Source organism: Marinomonas sp. 63XJN7_9_ISO-PGPR-S23-217 (genome assembly GCF_056173515.1).
The window spans coordinates 1,248,066-1,268,162 of sequence record NZ_CM149678.1 but is presented as its reverse complement, the minus strand read 5'-3'; the positions used below and the strand labels follow the sequence as shown (position 1 = coordinate 1,268,162).

The 20,097-nt window shown below is 44.1% G+C and carries 23 protein-coding genes; 2 read left to right on the top strand and 21 right to left on the bottom strand.

Features of this window, described 5'->3' with window-relative positions; all coding sequences use genetic code 11:
- Positions 1-5: 5 nt before the first annotated feature.
- Genes ccmE through ccmA form a run of 5 tightly spaced genes read right to left on the bottom strand, consistent with a single transcriptional unit; the run spans position 6 to position 2,649 of the window.
- Positions 6-464 (bottom strand): cytochrome c maturation protein CcmE, encoded by a 459-nt coding sequence (gene ccmE, locus AC0VYI_RS05870; protein ID WP_475447937.1) that lies wholly within the window; start codon positions 462-464, stop codon positions 6-8.
- Positions 464-640 carry a heme exporter protein CcmD gene (gene ccmD / locus AC0VYI_RS05865; protein ID WP_475447935.1) on the bottom strand — a complete coding sequence of 59 codons (177 nt, stop codon included), beginning with the start codon at positions 638-640 and terminating at the stop codon, positions 464-466. Before ccmD ends, ccmE begins: the two co-directional genes overlap by 1 nt.
- Positions 630-1,376 (bottom strand): heme ABC transporter permease, encoded by a 747-nt coding sequence (locus AC0VYI_RS05860; protein ID WP_199476939.1) that lies wholly within the window; start codon positions 1,374-1,376, stop codon positions 630-632. Before AC0VYI_RS05860 ends, ccmD begins: the two co-directional genes overlap by 11 nt.
- On the bottom strand, positions 1,376-2,038 hold the full coding sequence (gene ccmB / locus AC0VYI_RS05855) for a heme exporter protein CcmB (RefSeq protein ID WP_199476938.1): 663 nt from the start codon (positions 2,036-2,038) through the stop codon (positions 1,376-1,378). The genes AC0VYI_RS05860 and ccmB overlap by 1 nt, the downstream gene beginning before the upstream one ends.
- A complete protein-coding gene (gene ccmA, locus AC0VYI_RS05850; RefSeq protein WP_475447933.1) occupies positions 2,035-2,649 on the bottom strand; it encodes a cytochrome c biogenesis heme-transporting ATPase CcmA in 615 nt (204 codons plus the stop codon). The genes ccmB and ccmA overlap by 4 nt, the downstream gene beginning before the upstream one ends.
- 126 nt (positions 2,650-2,775) lie before the next feature.
- Between ccmA and fliK the strand changes: the two genes are divergently transcribed.
- Entirely contained in the window at positions 2,776-4,128 is a 1,353-nt protein-coding gene (gene fliK, locus AC0VYI_RS05845; RefSeq protein WP_475447931.1) for a flagellar hook-length control protein FliK, read from the top strand.
- Positions 4,128-4,379 carry an EscU/YscU/HrcU family type III secretion system export apparatus switch protein gene (locus AC0VYI_RS05840; protein WP_475447929.1) on the top strand — a complete coding sequence of 84 codons (252 nt, stop codon included), beginning with the start codon at positions 4,128-4,130 and terminating at the stop codon, positions 4,377-4,379. Before fliK ends, AC0VYI_RS05840 begins: the two co-directional genes overlap by 1 nt.
- Positions 4,380-4,420: 41 nt before the next feature.
- Here the strand turns inward: AC0VYI_RS05840 and AC0VYI_RS05835 are convergent, their stop codons facing one another.
- From AC0VYI_RS05835 to fliQ, 16 genes are all read right to left on the bottom strand, one after another.
- A complete protein-coding gene (locus AC0VYI_RS05835) occupies positions 4,421-4,723 on the bottom strand; it encodes a DUF2802 domain-containing protein (protein ID WP_233407815.1) in 303 nt (100 codons plus the stop codon).
- Positions 4,724-4,846: 123 nt separating this feature from the next.
- Complete coding sequence (locus tag AC0VYI_RS05830) at positions 4,847-5,341, bottom strand: chemotaxis protein CheW (RefSeq protein ID WP_233407814.1); 495 nt, start codon at positions 5,339-5,341, stop codon at positions 4,847-4,849.
- Between the two features lie 32 nt (positions 5,342-5,373).
- The gene (locus AC0VYI_RS05825) at positions 5,374-6,363 is read right to left on the bottom strand and encodes a chemotaxis protein CheW (RefSeq protein ID WP_475447927.1); all 990 of its coding nucleotides are present in this window, start codon (positions 6,361-6,363) and stop codon (positions 5,374-5,376) included.
- A gap of 6 nt (positions 6,364-6,369) precedes the next feature.
- A complete protein-coding gene (locus AC0VYI_RS05820; protein ID WP_199476932.1) occupies positions 6,370-7,143 on the bottom strand; it encodes a ParA family protein in 774 nt (257 codons plus the stop codon).
- A gap of 68 nt (positions 7,144-7,211) precedes the next feature.
- Positions 7,212-8,054: an OmpA family protein gene (locus AC0VYI_RS05815; protein ID WP_475447925.1), complete on the bottom strand. Its 843-nt coding sequence runs from the start codon at positions 8,052-8,054 to the stop codon at positions 7,212-7,214.
- On the bottom strand, positions 8,047-8,784 hold the full coding sequence (locus AC0VYI_RS05810; RefSeq protein ID WP_475447923.1) for a motility protein A: 738 nt from the start codon (positions 8,782-8,784) through the stop codon (positions 8,047-8,049). Before AC0VYI_RS05810 ends, AC0VYI_RS05815 begins: the two co-directional genes overlap by 8 nt.
- Positions 8,784-9,848, bottom strand: a complete 1,065-nt coding sequence (locus tag AC0VYI_RS05805) for a protein-glutamate methylesterase/protein-glutamine glutaminase (RefSeq protein ID WP_199476929.1) — start codon at positions 9,846-9,848, stop codon at positions 8,784-8,786. Before AC0VYI_RS05805 ends, AC0VYI_RS05810 begins: the two co-directional genes overlap by 1 nt.
- Positions 9,849-9,874: 26 nt before the next feature.
- Positions 9,875-12,268, bottom strand: a complete 2,394-nt coding sequence (locus tag AC0VYI_RS05800) for a chemotaxis protein CheA (protein WP_475447921.1) — start codon at positions 12,266-12,268, stop codon at positions 9,875-9,877.
- A gap of 12 nt (positions 12,269-12,280) precedes the next feature.
- Positions 12,281-13,072, bottom strand: coding sequence for a protein phosphatase CheZ (locus AC0VYI_RS05795; RefSeq protein WP_199476927.1), 792 nt, complete (start codon positions 13,070-13,072; stop codon positions 12,281-12,283).
- A 9-nt stretch (positions 13,073-13,081) separates the two neighbouring features.
- The gene (locus AC0VYI_RS05790) at positions 13,082-13,462 is read right to left on the bottom strand and encodes a chemotaxis response regulator CheY (protein WP_206610596.1); all 381 of its coding nucleotides are present in this window, start codon (positions 13,460-13,462) and stop codon (positions 13,082-13,084) included.
- A 55-nt stretch (positions 13,463-13,517) separates the two neighbouring features.
- Positions 13,518-14,258 (bottom strand): RNA polymerase sigma factor FliA, encoded by a 741-nt coding sequence (locus AC0VYI_RS05785; protein WP_199476926.1) that lies wholly within the window; start codon positions 14,256-14,258, stop codon positions 13,518-13,520.
- A gap of 97 nt (positions 14,259-14,355) precedes the next feature.
- Positions 14,356-15,621, bottom strand: coding sequence for a flagellar biosynthesis protein FlhF (flhF, locus tag AC0VYI_RS05780; RefSeq protein ID WP_475447919.1), 1,266 nt, complete (start codon positions 15,619-15,621; stop codon positions 14,356-14,358).
- A gap of 130 nt (positions 15,622-15,751) precedes the next feature.
- Positions 15,752-17,872 carry a flagellar biosynthesis protein FlhA gene (gene flhA / locus AC0VYI_RS05775; RefSeq protein WP_325097294.1) on the bottom strand — a complete coding sequence of 707 codons (2,121 nt, stop codon included), beginning with the start codon at positions 17,870-17,872 and terminating at the stop codon, positions 15,752-15,754.
- Between the two features lie 34 nt (positions 17,873-17,906).
- Complete coding sequence (flhB, locus tag AC0VYI_RS05770; protein WP_199476924.1) at positions 17,907-19,052, bottom strand: flagellar biosynthesis protein FlhB; 1,146 nt, start codon at positions 19,050-19,052, stop codon at positions 17,907-17,909.
- On the bottom strand, positions 19,045-19,827 hold the full coding sequence (fliR, locus tag AC0VYI_RS05765) for a flagellar biosynthetic protein FliR (RefSeq protein WP_199476923.1): 783 nt from the start codon (positions 19,825-19,827) through the stop codon (positions 19,045-19,047). Before fliR ends, flhB begins: the two co-directional genes overlap by 8 nt.
- On the bottom strand, positions 19,827-20,096 hold the full coding sequence (gene fliQ / locus AC0VYI_RS05760; protein WP_067016938.1) for a flagellar biosynthesis protein FliQ: 270 nt from the start codon (positions 20,094-20,096) through the stop codon (positions 19,827-19,829). The genes fliR and fliQ overlap by 1 nt, the downstream gene beginning before the upstream one ends.
- Between the last annotated feature and the right edge of the window lies 1 nt (position 20,097).

The window sequence follows — 20,097 nt, the reverse complement described above, 5'->3', positions numbered from 1 at the left end:
AAAGCCTAATTATCATTATAGGGGTTGGATGGAGTGTTATCTTTGGCTTGTTTAAGTGCATTAGCGACATCGGGCGGCATGTATTTTTCATCATGCTTTGCCAACACTTGAGACGCGAGGAACGTACCATTTGACAACAACTTCCCTTGGGCAACAATACCCTGACCTTCACGGAACAAATCTGGCAAAATACCATGGTATTCAATGTGAACAGTATGCTTAAAATCGGTGACATTAAAGGAGACGAATAAGGTATTAATATCACGCTTAACACTCCCCTTCACCACCATCCCACCCGCACGAATATTGACACCTGTCGGAGCGTCACCCAAAGCAATTTGGGTCGGCGTATAAAATAAATTGATATTTTGCTGCAAAGCATACAGGACTAAGCCTATGGCACCGCTTAGCACCAATACAATAATAGCAATCGTAATAAGGCGTTTTCGTCTGACAGGGTGCACTAGGATTTAGACTCTCTTATATAGCGCTTTTTAAGCTTGTTAATTTCTTTGCGACAACTTATCAAGGTTTCCAACCCCAAGCCAACCAATGCCAACGCCCCTAATCCATAGGCAGACCATACATATACCCCATAGTTCCCCATTTGGAAAAAAGCGGTCCAACTATCAAATGCCATCGCCAACCACCTCTGTTTTCAGCCAGCTAGCACGATGTTCACGACGCAATATCTCCGTTTGCATGCGCCATATAACCAAACCCGCAACAAACAAATAAAAACTCACCACACAGATCAACAAAGGCATCCACATAACTTCAGGCATATCCGGCTTTTTCATAAAACTAAAAGTGGCAGGCTGATGAAGCGTATTCCACCAAACGACTGAATATTTAATAATGGGCAAATTAATGACCCCCACTACACAAATGACCGCAGCCGCTTTATCCGCTAACACCCTATCATCTAAGGCATTCTGGATCGCGATGATCCCCATATAAAGCATAAACAAAACCAATACTGACGTAAGTCGAGCATCCCAGACCCACCAAGTTCCCCAAGTGGGCTTCCCCCAGATCGAGCCAGAAAATAACGCAATGGCTGCCATTACTGCACCTATAGGAGCCATGGCTTTAATAAAAATGGGGGCCATTTTCATTTGCCAAACCAGAAAAACAAAACCTGCTATACCAAGTGATAAATAACAAGACTCAGCCAAAATAGCACTTGGCACATGCAAATAAATAATGCGAAAGACATTACCCTGTAGATAATCTTTAGGGGCGAACGCTAGCCCCCACGCCGTTCCTACTACTATGCCAAGCACTCCTAAGCAAAAAACGGGGGGCGCCCACTTTTTTGACCATTGGAAAAACCACTTTGGAGAGCCTAATTTATGAAACCAGCTCCAACTCATTAACGTACGCTCGCTTTTAAACAAATAGGTGTCATTAACGGCGACATAACCAGTGCTAATAACGATATGGCACCAATAATTGCTAATAATCCGCTATATGGCAGACCGGAGGCCACCGCCTGTATAGCCGAAGTAGAAAAGATAATAATCGGAAAATAAAAAGGCAGAATAAGCAACAACATCAATAACGCACCTTGCCTTAAGGATACCGTTAAAGAGGCGCCAATTGAACCAATCAAAAATAACCCAGGGGTACCAAGCAACAATGTCGTCATGAGTACGCCCAACACACCGTCAGGGAGAAATAACATCTCAGAAAATATCGGTGTTAACAATAACAAGGGAATTATCATCCCCAACCAATGAACCAACACCTTGAGTAACACTAACCAAGAAATGGATAAGCCACTGACTAAAAGCTGTTCTAAAGAGCCATCGGCGTAGTCTTCTTTGAACATACTTTCTAAAGAAATCACCGTTGCCAGTGCCGCTGCGCACCAAATAATCCCCCCTGCTGCAGGGGCTAAAAATGCCTTAGAGGGATCCACTCCAAGAGGGAACAGCACAATCACTAACGCAAAAAACAATAAAGCATTCACAAGATTTTGCTTGCGACGAAACAATACTAGGCACTCGGCTTTAAAGTAAGAAAAGTACGTCATGCCGTTAACTCTACCCGCCTTGGCGATAATAGCGTTACGGGTTGATGAGAGGTAAAAAAAACTATTCCCCCCTGTTCAGCATGTTCTCTTATCCGTCCCTCCAATAATTGAATACTTACCATATCAAGAGCAGAAAAAGGCTCATCTAGAAACCAAATCGGTAACTCCGACAACCACAGCCTCGCCAAAGCAACCCGTCGAGTTTGTCCTGCCGATAGAGCTTTAATCGGAACGTCAAGGTAGCCCTCTATTTTCAATAAGGACAAGACACGCGCAATATCCGCTTCTGACACTTTAGGGAAGTACCAACGGATGTTCTCAAGCACAGTGAAGACACTCTTTAACCCCAAGGCATGACTAATATACAGAGACTGCTTCAATAATGGATCCCGGTAGCTCAATACATCCTCACCATTCAGTTGTACCTCGCCTTCTACAGGCGATACAAGCCCAAATAATGTTTTAAACAAAGAGCTCTTACCCGCGCCGTTGTCTCCAAGGATATGAATAATATCGCCCGATGTCGCCGTTAAAGAAAAACCTTTACAAAGATCTCTGTCGCCGCGCTCGATCCATAAATCTGATATGGTTAACGATATATTAGATTGCAAAAGAAATGTCCATTTGATCCGTTAAGGTCATAATAACGCCATTGTGTGTTTTGAAAACCCCAAGAATAGGTAAAAACGCCTATTATAAGAGAAAGTTCGTCAAATACCGAATGAGTATGTCTGCCTATGCTACCCACTATTAAAGGATCCAACACCCAGACAGCAAATCAGTCCAATGCCCAACCAGTGGTACAAAAACAAATTGGCCTTATCAGCAAACTCAACAGTGAGATAAAGCTGATCGAAAGCATGAGCATGATTCGCCTCACGGGCAGCGAAAAGCTCACTTTTCAGGGGAAACCCGCGCAACTTTTGCAGGCAACCACGCCACAAAACACCACCTTTAGCCTGATCAATACCGGCAAACCAATATCTATTTCAGGTAATGAAAACACGCAGATTCGATTAAATGGCGCCCACCAAGCCAGCCTCACTCTGCCACAATCAACAGCCAACAACCTTGTTTTAGCGTCTCGTGTGGTCAACTTAACCGTCCTCTCTGCCACGTCCCAAACCAACACCAATGGTCAAACACAGTACAGTGCTCAAGTATCAGATGGCCAAAATCACTTTACAATCACCTCGCAGACGTCGGTCAAAAAAGGCGATGTCCTCAGAGTGTTTGTTGATAATAAAAATCAGCTACAGGTCTTACCCTCAAATAGCTCACAAGCAAGCAACCTGACTATTGAAGCCCTTAAACATAGCCTCCCTAAACAATTATCGGCCAGCGAAATGGCCCAATTATTAAAACAGTTGCAGTCTATTCAACACTCTACTACTGCGCCACTCCCCCCCAAAGTACAGCAGGCGCTGACGCAACTTATTCAGAACCTGCCCAATATCGATACACTAACCCAGTCACCAAACGCCATGAAGCAGGCGCTACAAACAAGTGGACAGTTTGCAGAGTCGCTGCTTAAAAACAACCATCCATTAGCCGCAGCAGATTTAAAACTTAATCTCTCAAGATTAAATACAACACACCAAGAAACAAGTTCGATAAAACCGTTCCCAACTGACCAAATTGCCAATGCCATTGAGCGTATCAGCACAAACCAATTAAGGCACTTTGCCGACAGCAATCAGTCCTATGCACAAATGTTCCCTATGCATATTGATTTACCCATCAAAGAGGGACAACAAAACCATCTTGTACAATTGGATATTGATCAAGATGCGTCAACCAAAGAGCTTCCAAAAGAAGAGCGTCGCTGGCTAGTAAAGCTGAAGTTCGATTTTGAAGAAACGGGACGCTTTGATACTCGTCTCAGTATTCAAGGTAATAAAGTGGGTATTGTCTTTGCTGCCGAGCAAAAAGCCACTCAAACAGCGATTCGACAGCACATGGAAGAACTGAAACAAAAGCTTAGAGAAAAGGATATAGATGTGGAACGTTTGGACGTTTTCCAAAGTAAACTAAAAGATGATCCGCCCGTCAAACCCAAAAATACTACTTTGATCGATGAGAGAACTTAATGAAAAAAGCCGTTGCCCTTAAATACGATTACGCTGGCGCGCCTAAAGTCACAGCGAAAGGGGAGGGTTTAATTGCCAAGCGCATTTTAGAAATCGCGGAAGAGCACGATGTTATGCTTCATCAAAGCCCTGAACTCGTTGAAATGCTCAGCACCATTGAATTAGGCGAGGAAATTCCCGAATCACTCTATTTAGCGGTTGCAGAAATCATCGCCTTTGCTCACAACTTAAAGAAGCATCGCTGGTCGTGACAAGACTGAGACAAGCGTTAACTGCAAAAGTAGAAAGCACGTTAGTGATAGTCTGAATTACGGCGCGATTCTTTCTTCAACAGACTAATTAACTCCGCTTCCGCTCTAATCAAGCCACACTTAGACACTAAATCATCGACAGTTGCCCCCATATCCAACAAATCCATCGCTCGATTATAGGAAATATTTCCTTCTTTAGAGAGAAGCTCTGACTGTCGCTCAACGGCGATATTCAATTTCTTCTCAATGGCAACCAAACGTCTTCCCATACCGATTGATCCAGACGCTAATACTTGAACTTGCTTTTTTTGATTCAAATCGGCTTCATGATGCATTTGTTGCATGCGCTTTACACGCCTAGATAAACGAAGTCCCCAAACAGCTAACGCAACTAACATTATAAATTGAAGCACGAGAAGAAGGTTAAACAACCATTGAGATTCCATCGAGTACAACTACCTTCGAATTTACATTGAACCTATGTCAGACCACTCATCTTCCGATAGAAGCTTATCGAGATCCACGAGAATCAACAGAATATCATTTTTATGGCATACACCTTGAATAAATTTTGAAGATTCGTCATTACCGACACTTGGAGAGACTTCAATTTCAGACTGGCGCAGATAAACAACCTCAGAAACCGCATCCACCAAAATACCAATGACATGCCCTTCCACTTCCATAATCATAATACGAGACGAATCCGTGATATCTCCTGAAGGCAGATCAAAACGCTGACGCGTATCGATAACCGTCACAACCGTACCACGTAAATGGATAATACCCAATACAAAACTGGGCGCCCCTGGAACCGGAGCAATCTCAGTGTATCGCAGGACCTCCTTGACTTGCATAACATTCACACCGTAGATCTCATTTTCTAAACGAAACGTCACCCACTGAAGAATTGGATCTTCCGATTGCTTAGACTCATTTAACGCTATGCTCTTTGTTGTCATCGTCTCTCTCCATGATCACTCAGCATGATCAATCAACTTTGTTTAAGGTGTTTTTTAAACCCATTGTCGGGGTCTTCCAAAAGCTCGATAAACCCCTGCACATCTAGTATGGCACACATATGATCAATTACCGTACCTGCCAACCAAGGTCGTTTACTCCTATCACTGCGCCACTTCACTTGCGACGGTTCTAGTGAAATGGCTTCAGCCACTTTTTCACAAGCAATAGACCAATCAGATCGGTCCAGTTGAATCACAAATTTAAAATGTTCTTTTAAATCACCTTGATAGTGATTTGGCATCACCCAACGTGCCGTATCCACGGTACGCAAGTTGAAATCGCCGACATTCGCGACTCCCATAAACCAATCAGGCTGTCCAAAAATGGCGGTAAGTTTGTCATGGCTACTTTGGTGTATACCACCAAGTTCAACTAAAGGAACCGCCATTTTTAGCCCGCCAACGTAAAACAAGAGACATTCAAAACGACTCTTAGCCCAAGGCAAAGGTTCTGTTTTCGCCACCCATCGGCTTTTTATGGGCTCTGGCTCTGGCTCTGGCTCTGGCTCTGGCTCTGGCTCTGGCTCTGGCTCAATAGCCTCTGCTTCAGTTGTACTTTCTTGCAAGGCCTCTCCTTGCATACCAGAAATGGCGTTCTCAAAATCGGCAAAGGAAGCATCTAACGCCTCAAGAGACGCTTCACTGTATTCTTTTTCAACACCATCCGCCGTTAACCCCCAGTCCTCAAGAGAAGGAGCTTCAGAGAAACTATCTTCTGAATCGGTGACCTGCTCCTCTTTTGTCTCTCGTTCTTCAGCGTCTTCTGTAACCTCACCAAATGAATCGTCTATATCTTCTTCATTGACTTTCTTTTCATCCGATGCTTCTTCTAATGCATCCGGTTCAGAAGATTCAGGCTCATCTGAATCAACGATCGTCGCCTCTTGCAGCAAATCATCAAGATACCTCTGCACCGCAAGTTGGGGACCAACCAATTGATCTTTTGTTTTCGTTTCTTTCATAACCATTTAACCCACTGGGTTCAATAAGGAGTCCATCAGACTCGCATACGCTTTTACACCTCGCGCACTCGCATCAAGCGCAGAAGGAGCAACACCTGCGGTACTGGCATCTCGTAACTTAGTGTCGACGGGGATAACAGAATGCCACACCAGTTCCTCATAAGAATCTTTCAGGCTTCTCAAGCTTTTATTGGACGCTTGCGTACGTCGGTCAAATAGGGTTGGCACAATCAAATAAGGAACAGGGCGTTTCCTTGCACGGTTAATCATAGTCAAGGTGCGCACCATTCTCTCCAAACCTTTGATGGCCAAAAACTCGGTTTGTACCGGAATCACTAACTGTTGGCAAGCCGCCAATGCATTAATCATAAGTACCCCAAGAACAGGCGGACTATCAATCAATACATAGTCATAATCATCCCATAGAATCGCAAGTGTTTTGGAAATCACCAACCCCATACCACCCTGTGCTTGGGCATGACGTTCCAAGGTCGCTAATGCCGTTGAAGCAGGCAATAAAGAAAGATTAGGATGCCCCGTTTCTAGAATAAGTTGCCGAGGCAGAGTGTCTGGTATTTTCCCGCTGACTTGAAAAAGGTCATAAGCACTATGTTCAATCGAGTCTGGGTCAAAACGAAAATAACTCGTTAATGATCCATGTGGATCAAGATCTACCATCAGAACTCTGTTGCCAGCGTCTGCCAATAATCCTGCCAATGAAACCACCGTGGTTGTTTTTCCTACTCCACCTTTCTGATTTGCCACTGCCCAAATGTGCACTCTATGTCCCCTGAGTTCTATGCTATTATTTTGCTTACACTTTCATTGCAATCATATACAGTATTGCGCTATTTAAACAAGTAATCATAAAGATTATCGGAGTTACTTTTACTAATTCGCAAGGTAACACGGCGATTTTTTTGTCTATTCTCCTCGCTGGTATTACTGACTTTTGGATCTTCGCTGGCAAACCCAATCGGCGCAATTAGTTTTGGATTTACCCCTTGATACACCAATTCATCAACTACCGAAGCCGCCCTTAAACTAGACAAATGCCAATTCGACATTAATCGACTCGACTTCACAGGTAAATCATCGGTATTACCTACCACTAATACAGGGGATGGGTAAGCTTTTAATACCCTAGAAATAGCCATTAACACAGCAACGGCCTCATTTGTCAGCTGATATTCCCCTTCTCCAAACAACAAACTAGACTGGAATTCCAAATTAACCCAATGTTTTGATTGGCTCACAGCGATTTTTCCAGACTCACTTAATCCTTGAAATTGATTGCTAATAGTAGTGTTAAGCACATCATAAATCGTCATCGGTAACGGGGAGGTATTGCTATCTTTTTTCTCGGTATTAGAGGGGGTTGTTGGAATCATTTTTGCGTCCACCGCCGCCTGCTCAGTTGACTGACCTATAATAGGCTTACCAACAGTAATCGGCTTAATCGATTTTTGCACCGCCTCAAACACACCATTTAGCGTTTCAGCTATTTTTTTATCATCCCCTTTGTGCTGAATAGAAATGGAATAGAGAGCAACAAAGAAGGCGAATAATAAGGTAATAAAATCCGCATAGGATAGTATCCAACGATCTCGACTTTGGGCACTCGACGGTCGTTTCTTTTTTAGAACTCGCCGACGACGCGAGGGCTCAGGTGAAGAAACCTCATCACTCATAACTTGTTAGCTCTCGTTCTATGCGTTGCGGATGTTTACCTGTGGCGATACCGTAAACACCATCAATCAACAACTGATTATACAGCAGTTCTTGATCTGCGTAGCCAGACAGCTTTCTAACGATCGGGAACACAACCAGATTCGCGACCCCCTGACCGTAGAGCGTAGAAACAAATGCCACAGCGATACCATGCCCTAGTGCCTCAGGGCTATCAAGATTCGCCATTGCTTGGATCAACCCCAATACAGACCCCATAATCCCAAGCGTCGGCGCGTAACCACCAATGGATTCAATAAAGGTCACGCTGGACATCCGGCGGTCATGGATGCGATTGGCTTCATCATGCAAGCGATCTGCCAATGACTCGGGATCATCACCATCGATAGCCATTTGAAAAGCCCGCGTGGCAAACTCATTAGAAAGCTGGGTTATGTCGCTTTCTAATGCGATTAAAGAGAGTCGCCTTGCCTTATAAGCCAAGGTAATCATGGAAGATCTAGCAAACGAGAAATCAAAAGTGGGGGGGAACAAACTCCATTTAGCTAGAGAAATGGCTCTTGAAGCATCTTGAATATTACTTTGCATCAAGGTTGCGCCAAAGCTCCCCAAAATAACAATAATTGCAGAAGGTAAATTAAGAAGGAGAATGACTTCTCCTCCACCAAGCCAATTAGATAAAAGGACAGAGCCAAACGCGAGAAGAAGTCCAGCCAGCGTCACCAAATCCACTAGCTAACCTCACGCGCTAGGCGCTCACCAATATGATTGAGGTCGATAATATCATCAGCCAAATTGGCTTTTTCCACCGCCATTGGCATACCGTAAATGACACAGGATTCTTCACTCTGAATCCATACTCGAGAACCAGAGCTTTTCAACATACGTGCGCCTTCTCGACCATCCACCCCCATGCCGGTCATAACAACTGACAGCACTTTACCAGGATAACATTTAGAAGCGGATCCAAAGGTCACATCAACTGAAGGCTTATAATTGAGCCGCTCATCACCATCCAAAATACGGACACAGCCCCCATTTCTAGAGTCCACCATCATTTGCTTACCACCCGGTGCCAATAAAGCAACGCCCGGCTGCAAACGATCGCCATCTTTGGCCTCTTTCACAGTAATCTTACAAATGTTATTCAATCTTTCAGCAAATGCGCCAGTAAACGCAGCAGGCATATGCTGAACCAACACCAAAGGGGCCGGAAAATTAGCGGGGAGTTTTGTTAGTACCGCTTGAAGGGCCATAGGCCCACCCGTTGACGTACCTATTGCCACTAAACTCACTTTCTTTCTAGAACGCGGGATAATCACCCCACGATCAGTAACGATAGGCTTTGGTGCCTCACGCGGCGCTAGACTCTGAACGGGCGCTCTTGACCCTCCTAGACGCGTTCGAGAAACCGTTAGTACCCGTTCCACTAACGTATGTTTCACCACCGCAGAATCTCGAGAAATATCCTCGAAATTCTTCGGCATAAAATCAACTGCCCCCGCTTCAAGCGCATCAAGGGTAACTTTGGCTCCTTCATGCGTCAAAGATGAAAACATTAATACAGGCGTTGGTTTGAGCTTCATAATATTAGCAACAGCGGAAATGCCATCTAAAACAGGCATTTCGTAATCCATTGTTACTACATCAGGCGACAAAGACTGTACTTTATCAACCGCTTCCTTGCCATTATTAGCTGTTCCAACAACGACTAATCTTGGATCTGCTTCGAAAATTTCTACTAAACGACGTCGGAAAAAACCGGAGTCATCTACAACCAGTACCTTTACCGGCATACCGCCACTCCCAAATCGAAATCTACCTACCTAGAGGCGTAACTCTTTAACATGCTAGGTACATCAAGAATTAATGCGATACGGCCATCACCAGTAATCGTCGCACCAGCCATGCCAGCGGTTCCTTGTAACATTCGGCCCAAAGGCTTAATCACCACCTCTTCTTGGCCAACCAACTGATCTACTACAAAGCCAACTTCATTAATACCCACTTGGACCACAACCACATGCGCTTCTTTTGGTGTTGTTTCACGCGTTCCGCCTTTTATCAACCAACTTTTAAGATGGAAGATGGGAAGTGTTTTGCCGCGAATAACGACCACTTGTTGACCATCTACAATGTTGGTTTTTTGTAGATTCAAGTGGAATATTTCATTCACGCTAACCAGCGGGAAAGCAAACGATTGATCTGCCAAAGTCACCATCAAGGTCGGCATAATCGCCAAAGTCAATGGTACCTTGATAATAAAACGCGATCCTTGCCCTAAAACGGATTTAATCTGTAGCGTGCCGTTTAGCTGGGAGATTTTCGTTTTCACAACGTCCATTCCCACACCACGACCCGATACATCTGTAATCTCAACCTTAGTTGAAAAGCCTGGGGCAAATATTAAATTAAATGCTTCTTCGTCTGATAATCTTTCAGCAGCGTCCGCATCCATCAAGCCTTTTTCTACGGCTTTTTTACGTAGCACATCAGGATCCATACCCGCACCATCGTCATCGATGGATAGTAGAATATGGTCGCCTTCCTGCTCAGCCGACAAAATAACATGGCCGACTCGCGGCTTACCTTTAGCTTCTCGAACATCAGGTGCTTCAACACCATGGTCAACAGAGTTTCTCACTAAGTGAACAAGTGGATCTGCGAGCGCTTCTACTAAGTTTTTATCTAGATCCGTTTCTTCCCCACGAAGTTCAAGATTCACCTCTTTCTTCAGGTTTCGAGCCAAATCACGCACCACACGAGGAAACTTACCGAATACCTTTTTAATAGGCTGCATTCGGGTCTTCATCACGGCGTTTTGCAAATCCCCCGTGACTACATCTAGGTTAGAAACCGCCTTACCCATGGACTCGTCTTCACTTTGCAAACCAAGACGAACCAGACGATTTCGTACTAAAACAAGCTCACCCACCATATTCATGATGTCATCAAGCCGTTTAGTATCCACTCGTACCGTTGCTTCTTGTGTTACTGGTACACCTGCAACTTTGTCTTTTGCCTGATGTGATGGCTGACTGTCTTCTGACTTAGGTACTCTTGGAGCTGGCTTAGGTTCCACTTTTGGCTCCACCTTTTTAGGTGCAGCTTTCGGTTTCGCTGTCTCTTCTTTCTTTGTACTAGCCGTATCAGTATTACCTTTAGGAGCACCCTTCTTACCATGAAGACTGTCTAGTAAGGATTCAAATTCATCTTCTGTGATCAAATCGGAATCAGCTGCGGAGGCACCTGACTCACTGGCAGCCTTCTTATCTTCTGAAGGCTTACTGCTGTCTTTTGCCTTAGCTTCTGTTTCCTTAGTCGTTTCCTGAACTTGATCAGAACTATCTAGGCCAGGTGCACTGCCCCCGTGCAATTGATCGAGTAGCTTTTCAAACTCGTCTTCTGTAATTTCATCTGATTCAGCAGACGATTCTTCTGATACATTTTCAGAAGCGTCACTGCTTTTGGCTTCCTTAGAACTATCAAGGCCAGGTGCTCCATTACCATGTAGCTTATCAAGCAGCTGATCAAACTCATCCTCGGTGATTTCATCAGAAGCATTATCTGAATTCACCTCAGCTTTAGTGGTTCCGCTGTCTGCTTTTTCTCCAGGAGTATCCTCACCACCTAGAGCATTAAGCAAAGATTCAAATTCATCGTCGGTAATATCAACAGGCTCTTCTGACTCATTCGCATCGGATGAGTCATCGATTAGCTCTTCTTCAACAACTTCGTCTTCCTCAATCGCCATGCTTTCATCAGACGAATCATCTTCTGGTTCCTCATCGGCATCAACACTACCTCCGGCTAACTCTTCAGCAGTGGGCGGTTTTGCATAGACACTAAGAGCCTGAATCAAATCAGGATCAGCACGCTCGGGCTCATTACCGGAGCGAACGGCTTCAAACATCTCATTGATTGCATCAAGAGCCTGTAGTACCACGTCCATTAAATCAGAGTTAATAGTACGCTGGCCATTACGCAAGATATCGAACACGTTTTCCGCATAATGACAACAATCGACCAATGCTGTTAACTGTAAAAACCCCGCCCCGCCTTTAACGGTATGGAAGCCCCTAAAGATAGCATTCAACAATTGCTTATCGTCCGGGTTTTGCTCTAGATCTACTAATTGTTCGGAAAGCTGTTCCAGGATCTCTCCAGCTTCTACCAAAAAATCCTGTAAAATTTCTTCATCGACCTCGAAACTCATCCTCAGCTCCCTTTAGAAACCAAGACTTGATAGCAAGTCGTCTACTTCGTCTTGACTATTCAGTACTTCTGGGTTGTTTTGTTTATTAATAGCTGGACCATGACCACGCGTGTCATCATGCTCGGCTTCGCTCTTGTCATGCTCCATTCCGGAGATACTATCAACTCGTCCTGCAACAGCAACGAGATGTACAAGACGTTCTTCTACATCTCGAATTAGATCATTCACTCTCGTAATTACTTGGCCAGTTAAGTCTTGATAACCTTGCTCTAAAAGAATTGTGTTAAGATTGGAATGCAAGGTCGTCGCACTGTCATCCGCATACTTTAAAAACACATCAATACGTTTGTATAATTCACGGAACTCTTGAGGCGATAAATCACGTTGAATTAAACGATTCCAGTCTTTTCGTAACTCTCTCGCTTGATTTTGCAGCTCACTCGCCACAGGAACACTTCCATCCACCATATCCATGGTCTTATTGGCCGCCGAACTTGTTAATTCAATAACATATTTCAAACGATCAGAGGCATCTGTAATTTTGGTATTACCTGATCCAGCATGCTCTTCACCAACCACCAAGTCCATTGAATCAACTTGAAAATCGCGAATTGCGTCATGGAGACTTCTTGTTAGCGTCCCGACTTCTTTATAGAAACTATTATGTCGAGCCTCGCTAAGCTCTTGAATAACCTTTATCGCACTACTAAAGTCACCGACTTCAATGTGATTCAAAAGATCAACAGCACCATCCTTCACTAGGGATTCAAAATCCCCCAAGCCTGATCCAAGTTTCTTTGACATCAAAAGCCCCTATTTAGCAGCATCTATTCGTTCGAATATTTTCTCAATCTTTTCCTTGAGTGCGACGGCAGTAAAAGGCTTAACAACATAACCGTTCACCCCGGCTTGAGCCGCAGCAATAATCTGATCACGTTTGGCTTCCGCTGTTACCATCAATACAGGAATACTTTTGAGTTTATCATCAGCCCTAACCGCTCGAAGCAATTCAATTCCAGTCATACCTGGCATGTTCCAGTCGGTTACTAGGAAGTCAATTGTCCCTGCTTGAAGAATCGGTAATGCCGTCGTTCCATCATCCGCTTCAACTGTATTGGTAAATCCCAAATCCCGTAACAAGTTTTTGATGATACGTCTCATTGTCGAGAAATCATCAACAATCAGGATCTTCATGTTTTTATCCAATGCAACCTCCACAACCCAAAGGTAGTATTTCACAATTCATAATTTAATCTCGCCAATCACTTAATCGAGCTCTTAATCTAAGAGCAGCCTGACTATGAATTTGACTGACTCTCGATTCACTAACACCTAGAACAGCGCCAATTTCTTTTAAATTCAATTCGTCATTATAATATAAAGATAAGACAAGTTTTTCTCTTTCTGGTAATTGATCAATTTCATTTGCTAATTGATCTTGAAACCCACTTTCCTCAGCCAATAAGTAAGGAGTGCCACTTGCTTCATCACTGAATGTATCCAGTACACCACCATCATCTGACTCCAACATTTCTTCATAGCTAAAAAGCTGTGTTGTCATCGATGAATGGATGATATCGTGATATTCCTCAATACTGATATTCATATGGGCTGCTACTTCCATATCGGAAACATCACGCCCAGCTTTAGCCTCCAGTTCTTTAATCGCGGCACTTACGGCTCGTCCATTGCGCCTTACCGAACGTGGAGCCCAGTCAGTTTTACGAATTTCATCCATGATAGAGCCACGAATCCGAATACCAGCATAGGTTTCAAAACTGGCCCCCTTATCAGACTCAAAACGTTTATAGGCCTCTATTAGCCCCATCATTCCGGCTTGTGTCAGATCATTTACATCCACAGTATTGGGTAAACGCGCTAACAAGTGATAAGCGATTTTTTTTACTAAATAGCCGTATTGCTCGACAATGGCATCAATCGATAATGTCGCTTTTCTAGTATAGGTGTCGTATCCGTTTTTGGTCTGCATAAAGATAAATCAGCAACCTTTTACTATTTGAGTCTGATGCACAGAATAACTGTACTACATAGTTCCATATCGCGCTCATCCAAATAACATAATTTTACTAACTACCATATCTTAGTGACCCATAGATCTGGCTGTAGTGCTCGGCGGTATAAACAGCTCGGCTGATTAAGTTATGCGCACGAGCAGGTTCTATGTCATCAGGAATTCTTTGTCCATCGGCGATGTAAACAACAGGTAAGCCCTCTTCGATAACCACGCTAATGGCTTCACCAAGAGACGCTGATTCGTCTAATTTACTTAATACACACCCGTCTAGCTGAACTTGAGAATACACATCAACGACAGACTTAAGCACCTGTCTTTGACTAGTACAAGGTAAAACTAACAATTTTTTCAAACTGGAACGCGCTCTTTTGATCATTAGCAATTGCCGCTCGAGGTTAGAATCTCTTGGATTCATACCTGCAGTGTCCACTAAAACTAAAGAATAATGAGCGTATTTAGCAAGTACTTCATTTAAATCAGAGTATTCATTCACCACTTCTACAGGAATATTTAAAATCCGGCCAAAGGTGCGTAACTGCTCATGAGCAGCAATCCGGTAAGTATCGGTTGTCACTAAGACTATGCTGTCTGAACCATATTTCAAAACATGCTGGGCCGCAATTTTACCAATGGAGGTTGTTTTTCCTACCCCTGTCGGCCCCATAAAAGCAATGCACCCTTTTAGCTCTGCCGAATTTGAACGCACTGGAATATAATCCGCAAGATGAGCAAGCAAACGATTCCAATCGTCCTCCCGACCTTTTAGGTCAATATCATCCAGCAAACGAGAGGTCACCAAATCAGACAAACCTAAACGCTTTAATTTTTCTCGGGCTTTCGCTTCAACTGAATTTTCTTTGGGCTGCGTTGCTGACTGCTGACGCTGTTGCTCCAACATTTCTTTGACACGGTGCAACTCCTGCTCCATGGCATGGAGCTGGTTATCGCTCCCTTTGTTCTGTTTTAGAGAGAGCGCCTCTTCCAACATCGGTTCGTCTTCATCATTTTCAATAGGTGGCATATCAAATGATGGGGATGATGCTCGGGGGCTATTAGTATCGGTTGGAGTTTGTTGCTTTGCCCTTTCTATACGTTCAAAATACTCAGCTGACGGGTCTTGATAAGCCTCTTTTCGTCGCTCTTTAGAGGGCCTATATGTTGATGTTGAAGGCTTTTTTTGCACCATACTAGAAGGCAAAGAGCAATCATAGTCCAACGCAATGACGATCTCTATCTCACCAGTAGGGAGGCGTTGATTCGATAAAATAACCGCATCAGGGCCCACAGCGTCACGGACTTTCCGTATCGCTTGGCGCATGTCGGGAGCTCGAAACCGCCTAATTTGCATGTATAATTGAATCCTTCTAGTGTATTTAACCTTACAAATCCATAGCTTACCCGAAAGACTTTGATAAATATAGAGACTAATTGATCACAATTGCTACAGACTATTGACCAATCACACCAACAACAGTAATTCGCTTATGATCTGGCACTTCTTGGTAAGACAGAACAGACATATTCACCATACCATAACGCATAAAACGGGCTAGCATTGGCCTGATTGGTGCTGACACTATCAGTATAGGAGTATTTCCCATTGCTTCCTGCTGTTCTGCAGACTGTTTAAGGGAAGCTTGTAATTGTTCGGCCATTTTCGGCTCTAAAATAAGCGCTTCTTCATTCTTAATACCTGATTGCTGACTCTGCTGAACCGTTTGCATCAGCATTTTTTCTAATTGAGGATCAAGCGTTAGCACAGGAATTTCTTCTACCCCATCTGCCAAAGTTTGGATAATCAAACGAGACAAGGCCGTTCGAACAGCTGCGGTTAGTACCATAGGGTCCTGACTTTTCGGCTGCACTCCCATAATGGCTTCGGCGATAGTACGCATGTCGCGAAGCGGAACCCCCTCAATCAATAAGTTTTGCAGTACTTTTAACAAGATACTCAAAGGAATGGTATTCGGCACCAATTCCTCAGCCAGCTTCGGATTATATTGTTTAAGCAAGCTAAGCAATTGCTGCACTTCATCGTGACCAATTAACTCATAGGCATGTTTATGCATAATTTGGTTAATATGCGTTGCCACCACCGTACTCACATCCACCACAGTATAACCGTAGGTTTGTGCTTGATCGCGTTTTTTAGGATCAATCCAAACAGCATCCAAACCAAACGACGGATCCTTACCTGCAATCCCATCAATAGAACCAAATACTTGCCCAGGATCGATTGCCAAATCTTTATCGGGATGCACTTCCGCTTCCGCCAAGCTAACCCCCATCAGCGTGACACGATAGGCATTGGGCATCAAATCCAAGTTATCTCGAATATGAACACTGGGCACAAGAAAGCCCAAGTCTTGCGACAACTTGCGACGAACCCCTTTAATCCTTGCTAATAACTCCCCGCCTTGAGATTTATCCACCAGAGGAATCAAGCGGTAGCCAACTTCTAACCCCAACATATCAACCGGCGCCACATCGTCCCAGCTAAGATCTTTGCTTTCTGCTGGAGGCGAGGCATCAGACGATGAGGATTTGCCTGTCGACAAAGCTCCAGCCATCGCTTTGCGCTTTTTGCGGTACTCAAGAAAGTAAGCGAAACTACCTAAAACGATGGCTAGGGACAAAAACGCAAAATGTGGCATGCCCGGTACAATGCCCATAATCCCCATAATCGCAGCGGCAATATACAATGCCTTTGGCGAACCAAACATTTGCGAGACAATCTGCGTCCCCATATCGCCCGACTCGTTAACCCGAGTCACCATGATGGCGGCCGCAGTAGAAAGCATCAAAGAAGGGAGCTGAGCCACCAGACCATCACCAATAGTCAGCAGAGAATAGCGCTGAATGGCTTCGGAAAAAGACAACCCGTGTTGCGACATACCAATCGCCAAACCACCGATTATATTGATCCCCAAAATCAGCACACCCGCAATAGCATCCCCTTTTACGAACTTAGAGGCACCGTCCATAGATCCATAAAACTCTGCTTCTGAGGCGATTTCCATTCGCCGCTGTTTGGCTTGATCCGCATCAATCATCCCTGCGTTCAAATCCGCATCAATGGCCATTTGCTTACCCGGCATGGCATCCAAAGTAAATCGAGCACTTACTTCAGAGATACGCCCCGCCCCTTTTGTCACTACGGCGAAGTTGATGATCATTAAAATGGCAAAGACCACAAAGCCGACGACATAGTTGCCACCAATCACCACCTCACCGAAGGCTTGAATCACCTTACCAGCCGCATCTCCCCCCTCATGACCATACAATAAAACAACACGGGTAGAGGCCACGTTTAATGCCAAACGCATCAAGGTAGACACCAACAAAACAGTTGGAAAAACGGCAAAATCTAAAGGGCGCAAAGAGTAAATCGCGACTAATAAGACCACAATGGCGAGCGCAATATTAAAAGTAAATAAAACGTCGAGCAGAAACGCAGGAATCGGCAGTATCATCATGGCTAAAAGTGACAGAAGCAAAATAGGAATCCCCAGATTCCCGCTCACTATCCCTTTAAACTGACCAGTCACTTTTTGGCGATCAAAATTCACACGTGGTTCCCGCAGATATTAACAATCAATTTAGCTAGGATGGCGTATTACCATCCCATTGAAACTCTTCTGGCACATCAAAACGCGGCATGGTTTCCGGCCTTGGCGCACCATGTCGTGCATTACGCAGCTGATAAACATAAGCGAGCAATTGTGCGACTACTTTAAAGAGACCATGGGGAATCTCCTCTCCGATCTTCGTATGATGATAGATCGCTCGCGTTAGTGCGGGGGATTGTACCACAGGGATATCATAGTGATTGCCTACTTCACGAATTTTCAATGCCATAAAATCACTCCCCTTAGCAATCATTATAGGAGCCTGCCCCCCACTTTGATCGTATTTTAACGCCACAGAAAAGTGTGTTGGGTTGGTAATAATAACATCCGCTTCAGGAACATCGGACATCATGCGATTCATCGCAGCCTGACGCTGTAGCTGTCGGATACGCCCACGCACTTGCGGATCCCCTTCTTGCTGCTTGTACTCATCTTTCACCTCTTGTTTGGTCATTTTCAACTTTTCTTTGTGAGACCAAATCTGAAACGGCACATCTATCGCAGCAATCAGTGCCAAAGACAAACTAATAAAAATAAACGCCCACATCACCATATCAATACCGTGAGAAATGGCAGGACGTATGGACTGAAAGGTCAACTCCAGTGCTTCGGGTAAATAATGATAAATAACCAGTGTCGATACAAAAGCAACGAGGACAACTTTGGCTATAGACTTAAGCAATTCGACTAAAGATTGAACGGAAAACATTCTTTTTAAGCCAGTAATGGGATTAATCTTACTGAGCTTAGGCATTAAGGGCTCCCATGAAAAATTCAGCCCACCCAACATAATACTGCCAATAATCCCTGCTACAGCCAGTACCAACAAAGTCACGATTAACGATTTCATCATTTCAACCGTCGAACCGTAAAGATGAAAAATCATTCGACTAATATCAAACAGATCCGACCTATCTATATTAAAGTTGAAGCGAAATACATCCCCCAAGTCTTTCGCCATTAATACACCAGTACTGTATATCGCCACAGCAGCCACAATTAGCAACAGAGCAGAACTTAACTCTTTGGAGCGAGCGATATTGCCTTTTTTTCGAGCGTCTTCGAGCTTCTTACTACTGGCACTTTCCGTTTTTTCGCTACCGTCTTCGTTTTCAGCCATGCAAACGAGCCCCCCATGTATCTTTCATCCAAGCCGTTATCTCATGGAAAAATAAACGATAGATATCCAAAAAGTCCCCTAACATCATCCAGAAAAAGAACAGAGAAAAGAGCATAATGATAGGAAAGCCTAACGCAAAAACGTTTAACTGAGGGGAGGCCTTCGCCACTACCCCAAAGGCTAAGTTCATAATTAAAACTGCAATAGCCAAGGGTAACACCACTAGCAACGCCTTCTCAAACATCCAGCTCCCTAATTGAACCAGTTGCCAATAGTGTCGACTATCAAATCCACTGCCAATTGGCCAATACTTAAAACTCTCTGCTAAGTATTCGATCATCACCAAATGACCATCTGTACCTAAAAATGCTAAGGCTACCATCGACATATAGTATTGACCCATGGTTGCAACCGATACCCCATTTGCAGGGTCATTCGACATCGCAAAACCTAGCCCCGCCTTCATGGCTGCCAACTGCCCAGCCATGGAAAAGGTTTGGAATAAAATCGTCACGACAAACCCTAATGCAAAACCAATAACCAATTGCTCCGCAATAAGTACCACAAATGCAGGGGAAATCGGATCGTAATGGGGTACTTTCACAACAGGTGTAATAATGATAGCAACTAAAAATGAAAATGCGATACGGACACGGGTGTTGACCAGCCGACTACCAAACAGCGGCAACGCCATGAAAAAAGCACCGATACGAAAAAAAGGCAGTAAAAAGCTAACAACGAGATTAATCAATTGATCCGGATGAAGCTCAAGCATCAGCCAATCATCATTGGAATATTAATAAACAGATTAGTGGTGAAATCCATCAACTTAGTCAAAATCCAAGGACCAAGCTGCATAATGACCAAAATGGTCACAATTAAGCGAGGCAGAAATGATAGGGTTTGCTCGTTAATTTGTGTCGCAGCCTGAAAAACACTGACTATCAAACCAACAACCAAACTCGGTGCCATCACCGCTGCGACGATCACCACAATGAGATAAAAGCCTTGCCCATAAAGATCTAAAACAACTTGTGGATCCATA